We start from the raw sequence: 12267 nt of genomic DNA, 5'->3' as shown, positions 1-12267 counted from the left end.
TGAGCCTCCGTAATATAAGTATTGGTGATATAACGGAGAAAGTGGTTGTTTCAATAGGCGGTTCGATTCTTATACCGGGAAAGAACGATGGCAAATACATCGCCGAGCTGGCCGCGCTTTTAAAAGAATTATCGTCGGAAGTACATATCTCCGTAGTGTGCGGAGGGGGAAAGACCGCAAGATATTATGCCATGACGGGGTCCGAGGTCGGCGGTTCGATGCACCAGCAGGACATGTTCGGCATAAGTGCCACAAGGATGAACGCAGGACTGTTGGACCTTGCGCTTGGATACGGGAACTATCCCGACATCCCTGAGACAGTGGAAGAAGCCGCATCGCGATGCGAGAAGGGAAAGATCGTTGTCATGGGCGGTACCGAGCCGGGTCACACGACCGATGGGGTCGCCTCGATGCTGGCACGAGAACTGAGAGCGGACAGGATAGTGAACGCCACATCGGTGGATGCTGTGTACTCGAATGATCCTAAAACCGTCCCGGGGGCCGAAAGATATTCCGAGATAGATATCTGCAGGCTCGAAGAACTAGTTTACGGGGAGCATGGGGCTTCCAAATCCGGCATATTCGATCCTCTGGGAGTGGAGATCGCCAAGGAACATAAGATCGACATCTTCATGGTGCACGGAAGGGATCTGAAGGACCTCAGGTCTGCAATACTGGGCCGTGAGATCAAGGGTACGGTCGTCAGATCTCACTGATCCAACGGCTCGAAGTCCGATGAGCTTACGACCTCCAACCCTTCCGAGGCCGCCAGGTCTTTTATTCTGGTCGCCTGGGTTCCCTTCATGGATTTTCTGTGAAGGAAAACCGATTTGGTAGCGGTGGCCACACACGCTTCGCGCAGAATTCTGGCTATGTCCTCGTCATCCCTGTCATCGATCTGGTAGTTCGGGATCATGTGTCCGAAATCTGCCTTGAGGCTTAGCGCGGCTTCGGTGAACCTGGGCGCATAATGGCCTCCGCCTACTCCGACCACAGCGGGATTTTCGCCGCCCTTGTTTGTGGCAAGCACATGTGCCAGTATGTAAGCTGCATGTTTGTTTTCCCAATGTGAGATATCGCTCCCCACCTCTATGAAGAACGCGGGTCGATCGAGCCATGGGCCGTGATGCGTGACTTCGAAAGTCACTTGTGTGCCATCCATGTCGTTCAGCTTCGATATGCGTCTAAGGGCATCGGTCATATATCCGGGGGAAGAACTGACCAGCTTGCGGGGTCTTCCTCCGAGCTCATTGCCGTGGTAGTTGCCGATTGGATGTACGGTCAATGCGGGGCGTCCGCTTTCTGACGAGTGCCGGGACATGAAAATGACCATTTCGGGATCGACCCCGAATTCGCCCGAAACATCCAATACGTCCTCAAAATCGACGTGCCAGCGCTGGGATGAAAGCATATATGTGTCCCCATGGCGGAGCATCCTTGCTCCATTACTGCAACCGACTTCGTCCCAATCCTGAATCTCCATTAAGCAGTCCCTCATGTTTAACGAGGGGATATCTGGTTCGCTGCAGACCAAGAGCCTCTTCATTGTGAGCCCCAATGTGTACAAAATATATACTTTGGCACTAAAAAGACTTTAAGGAATATCATCATTAACGGCCGTTTACAATGGAGAACCCAACAATTCGTGAGAGAATACTCCTTCACCTCGGCCGATTCAAAATGGCAAACGAGGAAGAGGTGTACAACCTGCCATTCGACCTTACCCAGGACGGCATCGCCGCCGCTCTCGGAATCTCCAGGGCCCACTCTTCCCTGGAATTGAAAAAGCTCAGGCAGGCCGGCAAGGTAAGGGAGAACCAGGTCCATGTGATAGGCTCCGGGATCAGAAGAAAGGTATACTATCTCGAACCCGAAGGAAGGATCGAAGCGGAACACGTGAAGAAGAAACTCGAAGATGCCGGCGTGCCGTTCGAGACCGTGCTGGACATGAGAAAATGCGACCCGCGCCTCATGTGGGATAAGCTTAGCGCTTCCGACCGGGACGCGCTGGGACTGGCGTGCGTCATACGCGTATCGGTCAACAAAAAACTGCTTCCGCCCACCGATTCGGGCGTGGTCCCCGCCACCCACGAGGGCATTGTAAACATATCTCCGGACACCAAGAAATGCTACCTCGATGCGGTAGATGCCGAATCGGTCCGGAAATGGAACAGCACGGCTGCCGACTGGTGGATGGACAATATCCCGGACGAGCAGGAAAGACTTTACCACCTTTCTGCCGCCGGGCGTTCCGTAGAGGCGAACCGGTTGCTCGTAAACAAGTCCGCCTCGTTCCTGGAAAATCATAACGACGACCTTTTGGATATCGTAAAAGGCCTGGACGCTTCAACAAAGGACCCGCTGGCATCATGGAGCGTTCGCGCCAAGATCGCGATAGCATGCGGGGATGCCAAATTCGCAGAGAGAGCCGCCGCCGAGCTGGAAAAATTGGGTTCGGACGAAGCGGATATCGTGCGTGCCGAGTCAAAACTCATCGAACAGGACCCTGAAGGGTCGCTTGCGGATGCCGAAAGGATCTATGCGAAAAGCGGTACTGCCCGGTCGGCGATGCTTGTCGGCAGGTCTCTGTACACCCTCGGACGCTACGAAGATGCAGAGAAAGCACTTATCGACACCATAAGGAAGTTCAACGGAACAGGGGACGTCTCCCGTTTGGACGAGATAATGATGCTTCGGGCCGGCATAGCATACGGACGCGGGAGCAGTGAAGACTGCCTGAGCTATCTTGGCAAAGCGCTCAGTTCGTGTCGTAACGATGAGCGCAAAGAGAGTATCCTGAATTTGGCGGAAGCTGTAAAATCGAAAAGGGGCAGAATAATCTTCGACTGATCAGAAGACCTTGCTGCCCTTAAGGGTGTCCAGATCGGAGATGTAGAGCTCGCGGATGTCCTTGATGTTCCATTTGAGCATTGCGAGCCTCTCGAATCCGAACCCCCATGCGAGCACGGGGTGCTTCACGCCGAACGGAGCTACGACCTCGGGCCTGAATATCCCTGCGCCTCCCAGCTCCATCCACTTTCCGTTGAAGAACACCTCGAGTTCCAGCGACGGTTCGGTGTACGGGAAATATGCAGGCCTTATGCGGATCTTATCGAACCCCATCCTGGCGTAGAACTCGCGGATAATCGATATCAGCGTATCGAAATTCGCGTTCTCGTCGATGACTATGCCCTCGATCTGAGTGAATTCGGGGAGATGCGTGGCATCTATGGATTCCTTCCTGAATATCCTGGAGATCGAGAACGCCTTGCAGGGGGCCTCGGGATGGGCGGCGATGTAGCGTATGCTGCTCACGGTGCTGTGCGTCCTCAATATGGCCGATTCCGAGAATTCCTTAGACCATTTTCCTCCCCAACCTGTGGAGCCGGTCCCTCCGCCGTTCTCGTGGAGCTCTTTGACGCATCCCACGAGCTCGTGGTCGTCCTCGCATATCGACGAGGGGTAGTCCAGGTAGAACGTGTCCTGGAGGTCCCTCGCCGGGTGGTCCTGAGGGGTGAACAGTACATCCATGTTCCAGAAGGATGGTTGAACATAATCGGATGACATCTCCACGAACCCCATGTCCAGGAACATCTGTCTCACTTGGTCGCTGAGCCTGGTGATCGGGGACCTTTTGGCCGGGTACGAAGCTGGGGCGAACGTACGGACGTCGTATTTGCGGTATTCGGCGCCCTGCCATTCGCCGCTCTGTATCAGACGGTCGGTTATGTCGGTTATCTCCCTCTTGAGCTCGATGCCCGATCTCGCTATCCGCATACCTTCTTCGGTGATCGTAATTTCTCTGTATACCTCGGGCGCCTCGCGGATGATTCCTCCGCGTCCCTTGAGCTCGCTTATGATCGCCTTGTCCGCATCCTTTTCGGCAACCGGGCCCTCGAGAAGAGCCTCCAAAAATTCCTCGACAGGCAGTTTCTTTCCCAGAGAATCCTTGCCTTTGTCGGTAAGTACCAGGATCTTGGATTCTCCCTCCTTTACAATGTCTGCGAGCCCTTTCCTTTTCAGCCATCCGACTGCTATCTTGTCCTCTCCGCCGGGCATGGCCGCTGCTAATTCGGGCATTCCGATCTTGCCGCCTGCGGCATCGATCGCTTCAACAGCCTTTCTCTCGGGAAGTCCGTGCTTGGCAACGGATTCGTCGCCGATCGAAAAGAACATTGTGCTCTCTTCTGCGATCTTCGCCAAGCCCTTGGTCTCCAGCCAAGAAGCCGCTCCCATTACCTCCACTTCGATTGAGAAATCATATTTGGATATCAGGTCCTGAGGTGAGGCCTTTCCTCCTGCTGCATCAAGTGCCAGCAACAGCTTTATTTCATTATAGCTGAGTCCTTCCGCAACTTTAGGGTCCATCTTAATCGCCGTCCTTCTTCCATTTGAATCCGCCGTAGGTCATATTTCCCACGATTTCCCTGGCTTCCTCGCGCTTTGCCTGATGGTCCTCCAAGAACAAGTTTATCCTTGCGGTAAGCTCGACCTTGCACTCGCCGCACAGGATACATCCCGAGCGGCATTTGTCGGCCAGTTCGTTGATCTTGGAATCGTCCTTTTCGAACATGTAGAAATAATATTTGAAAACGGCGCAGACCTCTGGGTTCCCGCCTTTCTCTCTTTGTTCTTCGACCGATACGCAGCCGCCGGTGAATGCTCTGCCCACTTTCTTCTTGACCGCCTTAGGTCCATCGGTGGTGTAGATGGTTGCGTTCTCGTCGGAGGAGGACATCTTGTCCCCTCCCCCAAGGCCGGGAAACATCTTGCAGTACATCATAGCGGGCTTGGGGTATCCCAGGCCGGGGGCAACGTCCCTGGCGACCCTGAAATGCGGGTCTTGATCTATGCCGCAGGGTATCATGCACGGTACCTGCTTCCCTGCCTCCTCCGTGGGGAGGAACGCAGGCGCTGCCTGGATGGATGTGAAGAATATCGAGCCGAGATTGGTGGAGTTGTCGAAACCAAAGACTGCTTTTGCGGTCGAGAACGTGACCTTCTTCGACACTTTCAAGGCTATCGGGTAGAGGGTCTTGATGTTCTCCGTATCAAGGATTATCTTTGTGTTGTCCGGATCGAACCCCAGCGCAACGAAGTCCAGCGCATTCTCGTAGGCCATGCGCCTGGTGTCTTCCAGAGTGAGGTCTTTGAAAAGGAACTTCTCATCATCGGTCATCTGGAAAAGCATCGGTATTTTGAATACGTCCTGGATCCACTTGTTGAATATCCATGGCATCATGTGCCCCAGGTGCGTGTTCCCGGACGGCCCCCTTCCGGTATAGAGCACGAACTTGTTGCCCTTGTCATACTCGTCAAGAAGTTGGTTTATATCCCTGTGCGAATAGAATATGCCACGTCTGAGCATAGGGTGAACTTCGCCGTACTTCGACAGCCGTTCGAGGAGAGCGTCATCTATCGGCGTGGTACCGAACCTCTGCTGGAGGAGACCGTAATCGATGTCCCCGGTGACCTCCCAGGGCGTGACTTTAAAATCCTCTGTCATTGCGAACGGAACCTTCACGCACCACAACGGTTTTAATCTTTATGATATGCCACGTTACTTTCTGCGACGGAAGAACGATGGACGAATCCATTATCTATCTGGTGAGAAATCACTTCGGCATGTGGAGCATTCTCGGCAAAGAAGCCATTTATATCGATGTACCGAACATTTTCATCGAAAGGATGAGCGAGCTTGCAGGCGAAGGTGAAAAATCGGATGGTTTCAGGCGTTGCCTCGGAGAATCCGAGATCAGATTCATAATTAACAACGAGACCGGAGTTTGCTCGTTCATGATCTACGTGCCCGATGCCATGGGTCCCGAAGACATACAGAACATCGCGGAGACCGCCCTGGCAGTAGCCCAGGCTTATGAGGCCCCTCTTTTAACGACGGACGGCACCGAGCAGAGATATAAGATCATCATTACGAACAACCAGGAGCCTGAACTTCTGGGAATCAACAAGACCGAAGGGTTCAGCTCCGGGCAGGTGTTCATGCCGATATTCAAGTCTCTCGCATCGCCGGGAAGGATGAACCCGAAATTCGAGGGCTGATCATCTGTTCTGAGGAAGTATCAGCTCGCCGAAATCCGACTTGTCCCTCTTGGGCGTGCCGGGGGCCTCATCGAACATCGCTTTGTTGGACCCGTTGTCGTCTAGGCTCACAAATATCGGGACAGGGCGGAATATCCTCCATTTTATCACTATGTCGTTGATGAGCGGCCTTTCGTTCGTGGTATAGTACAGTATGCACGTATAGCCGACGACGAATATTATAGCCAGAGCGGATGCCCCGATGTATGTTATGACCTGAATGGGATCGGACTTGTTTATGGCAAGCAGAATGAATATCAGCGTCGCACCGACAGGAAGCGCCATCCTCTTCAGAGTTTCCATCACTCCGCTGTGTATGTGGAATGCGCGGTAGTTTGTCTCCACCCTAACATCAAGCGATTTGAATATTGTAAAAGGAAGCACCAGGAGAGGAATGACCAGTACCAGCGAGAACATGAATATCGGGATGGATGTGAATGTATCTTCGCTCATGAATGCCGGGTTCATCGACAGGTATATCCATATGCACATCCCCAGCATAAGCGCCATCGTTATCGTCTGGAACATCTCCTTCCAGGGGATAGATGTCCTCTGAACGTTGTAATTCATGGTTATATTGCGGGTGTCGAGATCGTCCGGGACGTTGAACAGGAATGCCACCGTCTTGTCCCAGAGGCTCAGCTTTCTCTTCACGTTCATGTATTCGACAGAGTGGACGACACGATAGAACAATGCCCTCTGTATCGCCTCGGCTATGGCCACAACGCCCGTGGCCCCTATCAGGATGAAGAGTATGAAGAACAGGCTGGTGTCGGTTACCGATATGTACTTCATAAAATGCAGAACGGCGAGCGCTGCCACAACCGCCACCAGAAGCACAAAGGATTTCCAGCGCCTTTCTTTTATGTATATCACGATCCCATCCAAAAACAGCGGAAGCGTCAGGAGCGGTACAAGTTCGTATGTAGTGTATTCGCCTGTTTTTGAAAAGTAATAGTAAGCGGCAAGGCATGGTAAAAGTGCCAGCACGGTCAATAATACAATGTATTTGTCATTTTTCCTAAGCAGGCTCAGATCGGGAGACAGCTTTGTCGACCAGAACGCGCCCCTTTTTCCCTTCTCCACTTTAGGCTTCATTTACGCTCCATCCATACCTCGACATCGGCCTTCGCCTTGTCTCCTCTGAAAAGACCTACGATGAAACCCATATCGGTCCACGTTTCGGTAGATATAGGCCCGAGCGTATCGTCCGTCACTCCATCCTTGTGGCCTATGGGCCTTCCCTTCTGGTCGACGACCGCAACATCTACCGGGTTATCAGATTTTACCCGCACATACAGCATACGCTTGGGTTTGACCTTGATCTGTGTTACGATGACATTGCGGTAACCTCCGTCCGCCTTGGGGTCAAAATCCCCCACGGACATCATCTCCGGTCCGAATACTGCCTGCTTTCCCGAAAAAATCGCCATTGGGTCCCACCCCGTATAACATGAACGATGTAGATATATTTAGGCTGAACTACTAAAGAAAACTATACTTCGGTGTAAGCGCCCATCAGACGTCTGGGTCATCGTCCAGGTCGGTCGAGAACTTCCACATCCTGGGATAATGGCCCGGGTCCATCAGAACCCTTTCGACGTTAACAGCCGTTCCCTTCTCTGTCGCCATGATCTTCGAGGAAGACATCGCGGCCTTGCCTATGGCTATCAGCTCGCCGCGTGAGGTCATCATCGCGACCAGGGCGTTCTTCCTTATTTCGTCGTCGAGTTTGTACACTCCCGAGATCATAAGGTCTGCTCCGTGGCATATTGCGTCTACCGCCGTCGGCTTGACGATGAATTTCGGAAGAGGTTCTACGAGAACCTCCATCGGTTTGATCATACTGCGCAACCAGTCTTCCCTGCCCTTCTCCTGCCAGAAAACATATGCGTCCCTAAGGTCGTGAAGCGTCACAGCGTCCGACTCCCGCATCTCTCCCGAACGGGTGCGCCTTAGCTCCACCATATTGGCTCCGCAACCCAGAGCCTCCCCGATGTCCACACATAACGTCCTAACGTATGTTCCGGCATCGCAGGATAAACGGAACAGTATGTCCCTTCCGTCGATCTCTAAAATTTCAAGCTCTTTTATCGTACGGATCCTTACCTGACGTTTGACCGATGAACGGACCGGCGGCAGCTGGTAGATCTTGCCGGTAAAGCGTGCCATGACGCCTCTGATCTTATTTTCCGGACGGTCCTTATGAAGCTTCATATAGCATAAATATTCCTTGTCCGAGGACAGAACGATGTCCGTCAGACGCACAGCCTTGCCTGTGCTTATCGGAAGTACTCCGCTTACGTAGGGGTCGAGAGTGCCGCCGTGTCCGATCCTTTCTGCATGTATCGCGTCTCTGGCCCATGCGGTCGCTTGGTGCGACGTGGGGCCGGACGGTTTATCGATAGCTATCACACCTGCCTGTAAAAGTTCGCCTACGGACCTGTCCGAGGGTCTTTTCCCCCATCTGTCCTGTAGAGTATTAGGGTCTTTTACAAGCATTTCTGTCATTTAAAGCTCCGAGAATATTATCTACTACTTCGTTGGGACTGATCTTATCAGTATTGATTATCAGATCATAAACGCTCAGGTCCGTGGTGTCGATACCGTAATACATCATATATCGCTTAGCCTCGGATTCCTCTCGCTCGATGGTCTCGTTGCAGGTACGATCGAATTCTTCGTCCTCTCGGACGCATATGCGCCTCATCCTGACATCGGGGCTCGCGTGCAAATAGATTCTGAAAGCCTCGATGCCGTTCTTTTTGGTCAGATATGCGGAAAGCCTCGACTCCAAAATAATGTCGTCGTTCTCCTTCGCGACCTGTAGTATGATCGAGTCGATCTCCCTGTCTATCGACGGGTCCTTCTCGGCCATCGCACCGAGCTCCGCCACGGAGATACCTTTGCTCGCGGCCATGTCCCTGAATACCTGACCGAAGACCTCGGCCCTGTATCCCAGGGCCTCCGAGAGTCTGGCACAGGCCGTGGTCTTCCCCGATCCGGGAGGGCCGCTGATTGTTATCCTCATTATACCGCTGCCTTCAGTCCCTCGCCTTCCAGCTCGTCGATGCGCCTCTTCAGGAGGAAGAACCTGATGATCTTGCTGACGAGCTGCCCGATGGGCAGGCTTATCAGCGTGTAAATGAGGATCCATGCCGGGAGCACATAGGACTGCAGCAGGTTGACGTCCGCCCACGGTACGTTTATCACTGTGTCGATTGCACCTGCCCCTATGAAGAACCATACCCATGCGTATATCGGTATAACGATTATCATGGTCACGGGCATGATCTTCATCTGGTCCTGGCTCGAGCTCATGGATGCCGCCATCATTTTGGGCTGCTGTTCGGTCAGTTTTTTAAGCTTGAAAAGATTGTTCTCCACCCTGGCCTTCCTCATTTCGAGATTGAACTCTTTTTGAACGTGCTGGGTCTTGGCCATTTTCAAAGGGTCGGTCATCAACGATCTGATCACGCTGCTGAGCGTTGTCATCAACAGACCGGCGATCATCAGCGTCATTACCGGGTACTTACCCCCGAAGTCTATGTACTGGAAAACATAGTTCAGGTAATAACCTACTTGCTCCCTGTACATCAGGACTATGATCATAACACCCATGGAGAGCAACATACCCAGCATGGCGTTCTTAGGCATCTGGGGCATTCCCTCCATCGTATTGGACATATTCCCTGGGCTTCCTGGATTAGGCATTTTCACTCACTCCCGAAGAACCCTCTCATGACAGGGTTCATTTCCATCATCTGCTCACGTCCCATGGACTCGTAGAACTTGATCAATATTCCCACAGTGAGCAGCACACCTGTACCGCTCGCGTTACCCGTGGTACCGAGCATGTCCGCGAATGCGGCCAGTGCGCCCACCAGGGCGCCCGATAATATCGTTATCGTCGGAATATATCTGTCAAGCACACGTTTGAGCACTCTCGGGTCCTTGCGGAACCCGGGTATCTGCATCCCGCTCTTCTGGATCTGGTTGGCGACGGCCTCGGAGCCGAGGTTCGTGGTCTGCACCCAGAATTTGGCGAAGAATATCGACCCTATGATCATCACCGTGGCATATATGGCAACGTGCGACAGATTGGCTATGGCGCCGTGCCCGTTACCGTAAACGCTCGAATCGAGTATCGGCATCAGCCATGAAGACAGACCAGTCGGCGCCGACAGGTACCAGGCGAGACCTCCGGCTGCCGACGTCGAACCTGATTCGAAATAACCGAGCGAGGAGTTTTGTCCCAGACCCGGAATTCCACCCAGGAAGTCGTTTGTATAGAACAGCAGAGCGAACATGCTGACGTTCGCGAGCAGCGCGGACATGAGTATTACCGGGATGTTGCTCGCGTAAAGCAGTTTGATAGGATAGCGTCCCCTCGCCCCTCTGGCACTTCCGTGTGAGAGCGGGAGCTCTATCCTTGTGGACTCCAAATATGCCACAACGAAGAATATCAATATCGTGCAAAGAAGCGCCACCAGGGAGTTGGGTTCCCCCAGGAAGATCGTCTCGTAGCCCCAACTTGACATCTCGCCCGAGTTGGTGTTGGCAAGTATGTAGATCGCCTTGGGTATGGTGCCCGCGGGCGGATTATCCAGACCTATTCCGGCATCGGCCGATATGGGGTTCCAGTTGAGGGTACCTGTAAATATGGCCTCGGACACCCCCGCCGCGATGAACAGAGATATACCGCTGCCTATGCCCCACTTGGATATCAGCTCGTCCATAAGGAACACAATATAGGAACCCGCGCAAAGCTGCGCTATGATCACTATTTTGGCCCCTCCGCCCCCGACATTACTTACCAGTCCCGAAGAAGGGACCAGGTAGCCGAACACCTGGGGAACGGCCTCGAAGACTATCATGAATATGACCAGCAGCTTCAGAACGGACTGATAGCATGCCTTGTCCTCACGTTTGGTAAGGTCGAGCTTGATTATCTTCGCTCCGACAAAGAGCTGCATTATGATGGAAGCAGTGACTATTGGCCCGATACCTAGCTGAAGTATTGTGCCTGAAGCCCCTGCCATGATGGTCCTGTACTGCGCGAACAGGTCCAGGGTTTCGCCCTGGTCGAGCCCGTACACATATACGTTCGTCATCACGAAGTACAGCACCAGGACGATGATGACCCACATCATCTTCGTCCTGAAGTGTACATGCCCTTCCGGGCGCTGGACCGAGGGCAACCTGTCTGATATAGGTCTTAGCTTGAACAGCAGGCTGGGTCTCTCTTCCATCCGTAATTCCTCTCAGCCGTCACTCGATAACGCTGCCGCCTAAAGCTTCGAGCTTCATGCGGGCTTTCTCCGAGCTCTGCGATACAGTAACCTTAACCGCTACATCAATGTTCCCGTTTCCGAGAAGCTTGTCGATGCCCGCCTCGGTGAGGTTGACGTTGTACACGTCTCCCTCTTTCTTGGCGAACCCTCTGCTGATGTAGTCGTCTAGGTTCTCACGAAGCTCGGACACGTTGATGGTTATGTTGGCGTGAACCTGGCTCTGCGGCCTCTTGAAGCCGTGTCTGCCGAAGTGGTCCGGGAAGTATTTCAGCATGCGCATTTTTCCCGTTTTGCTCAGTCCAGCCATTCCGTGGCCACCGATGATACCTGCTCCACGGCCGGATTTCTTACCGCGGCCGTGCGTCCTGGATCCTCTCATTTTCTTGGTTCTGCTTGGCATTTTTATCCCTCACAGCATCCTTTTGATAAGAATGTTAATGTCCGATCCTCTGTACCCGAGGGCTCCGCCGACCTTGTAAGGCCGTTTGATACCCTCATATCCCTTTATGGGCGGGTGCAGGCGGAATAAGGGCTTCGCGCCTTCGACATCTCTCATTCTGTAGTCGTTCTCTATTATCGCCTTGGCCATGTCGTCCGCATCGGAGAACTCGGTGTTCTCCTTGAGGAAGTCATCGGACAGGTCATCGCCCCCGGTGATCTTCCCGCGCTGACGGATCATCTCTGCCAGTGTCTCCGCGTCGACCTCTCCCCAGGTGCAGTAGTCCTTGATGACCTGCATCATTCCCTTGATGGATTCGGTCTCGGGCATAACAACGCAGTGGTTGACCCTGTTGAGGCCCAGGAGGTGCATGGTGTGCCTGATGTCACAGTTGACATCGGGCTGTCCGCGTACGCGTATTATTGCAAATGCCAT

Annotated in this window: 14 protein-coding genes; 3 read left to right on the top strand and 11 right to left on the bottom strand. The window is 53.2% G+C overall.

The features are described 5' to 3' along the window. Nucleotides 1-41 precede the first annotated feature (41 nt). Nucleotides 42-716, top strand: coding sequence for a UMP kinase (gene pyrH / locus VB016_00820; GenBank protein ID MEA4977088.1), 675 nt, complete (start codon nucleotides 42-44; stop codon nucleotides 714-716). Here the strand turns inward: pyrH and VB016_00815 are convergent. After that, complete coding sequence (locus VB016_00815; protein MEA4977087.1) at nucleotides 710-1546, bottom strand: D-aminoacyl-tRNA deacylase; 837 nt, start codon at nucleotides 1544-1546, stop codon at nucleotides 710-712. The two genes, pyrH and VB016_00815, sit on opposite strands and share 7 nt — an antisense overlap. A gap of 134 nt (nucleotides 1547-1680) precedes the next feature. On the opposite strand from VB016_00815, the gene VB016_00810 reads away from it, so the two are divergent. Next, nucleotides 1681-2850: a helix-turn-helix domain-containing protein gene (locus tag VB016_00810; GenBank protein ID MEA4977086.1), complete on the top strand. Its 1170-nt coding sequence runs from the start codon at nucleotides 1681-1683 to the stop codon at nucleotides 2848-2850. On the opposite strand, the gene VB016_00805 is transcribed toward VB016_00810, so the two are convergent. Continuing rightward, the gene (locus tag VB016_00805; GenBank protein ID MEA4977085.1) at nucleotides 2851-4368 is read right to left on the bottom strand and encodes a phenylalanine--tRNA ligase subunit alpha; all 1518 of its coding nucleotides are present in this window, start codon (nucleotides 4366-4368) and stop codon (nucleotides 2851-2853) included. It lies immediately after the preceding gene. Between the two features lies 1 nt (nucleotide 4369). Next, nucleotides 4370-5506, bottom strand: coding sequence for a tryptophan--tRNA ligase (locus tag VB016_00800; protein ID MEA4977084.1), 1137 nt, complete (start codon nucleotides 5504-5506; stop codon nucleotides 4370-4372). 41 nt (nucleotides 5507-5547) lie between these two features. Between VB016_00800 and VB016_00795 the strand changes: the two genes are divergently transcribed. Continuing rightward, entirely contained in the window at nucleotides 5548-6060 is a 513-nt protein-coding gene (locus tag VB016_00795) for a hypothetical protein (protein ID MEA4977083.1), read from the top strand. Here VB016_00795 and VB016_00790 read toward each other — a convergent pair whose 3' ends face one another. The 8 genes from VB016_00790 to VB016_00755 form a co-directional block, all read right to left on the bottom strand. Beyond that, nucleotides 6061-7197 (bottom strand): hypothetical protein, encoded by a 1137-nt coding sequence (locus VB016_00790; protein ID MEA4977082.1) that lies wholly within the window; start codon nucleotides 7195-7197, stop codon nucleotides 6061-6063. Beyond that, a complete protein-coding gene (locus VB016_00785; GenBank protein MEA4977081.1) occupies nucleotides 7194-7532 on the bottom strand; it encodes a hypothetical protein in 339 nt (112 codons plus the stop codon). The genes VB016_00790 and VB016_00785 overlap by 4 nt, the downstream gene beginning before the upstream one ends. Nucleotides 7533-7617: 85 nt before the next feature. Then, complete coding sequence (locus tag VB016_00780) at nucleotides 7618-8601, bottom strand: RNA-guided pseudouridylation complex pseudouridine synthase subunit Cbf5 (GenBank protein ID MEA4977080.1); 984 nt, start codon at nucleotides 8599-8601, stop codon at nucleotides 7618-7620. Next, nucleotides 8582-9130, bottom strand: coding sequence for an AAA family ATPase (locus VB016_00775; protein ID MEA4977079.1), 549 nt, complete (start codon nucleotides 9128-9130; stop codon nucleotides 8582-8584). Before VB016_00775 ends, VB016_00780 begins: the two co-directional genes overlap by 20 nt. Beyond that, nucleotides 9130-9813, bottom strand: coding sequence for an EMC3/TMCO1 family protein (locus VB016_00770; GenBank protein ID MEA4977078.1), 684 nt, complete (start codon nucleotides 9811-9813; stop codon nucleotides 9130-9132). Before VB016_00770 ends, VB016_00775 begins: the two co-directional genes overlap by 1 nt. A 2-nt stretch (nucleotides 9814-9815) precedes the next feature. Further along, the gene (gene secY, locus VB016_00765) at nucleotides 9816-11351 is read right to left on the bottom strand and encodes a preprotein translocase subunit SecY (GenBank protein MEA4977077.1); all 1536 of its coding nucleotides are present in this window, start codon (nucleotides 11349-11351) and stop codon (nucleotides 9816-9818) included. Between the two features lie 19 nt (nucleotides 11352-11370). Next, nucleotides 11371-11793 (bottom strand): uL15 family ribosomal protein, encoded by a 423-nt coding sequence (locus VB016_00760; GenBank protein ID MEA4977076.1) that lies wholly within the window; start codon nucleotides 11791-11793, stop codon nucleotides 11371-11373. Nucleotides 11794-11802: 9 nt separating this feature from the next. Continuing rightward, nucleotides 11803-12267: a 50S ribosomal protein L30 gene (locus VB016_00755; protein MEA4977075.1), complete on the bottom strand. Its 465-nt coding sequence runs from the start codon at nucleotides 12265-12267 to the stop codon at nucleotides 11803-11805.

The organism is Methanomassiliicoccaceae archaeon, from assembly GCA_034928305.1.
GTDB lineage: Archaea > Thermoplasmatota > Thermoplasmata > Methanomassiliicoccales > Methanomethylophilaceae > VadinCA11.
This window is presented reverse-complemented; position numbering and strand designations above follow the sequence as displayed.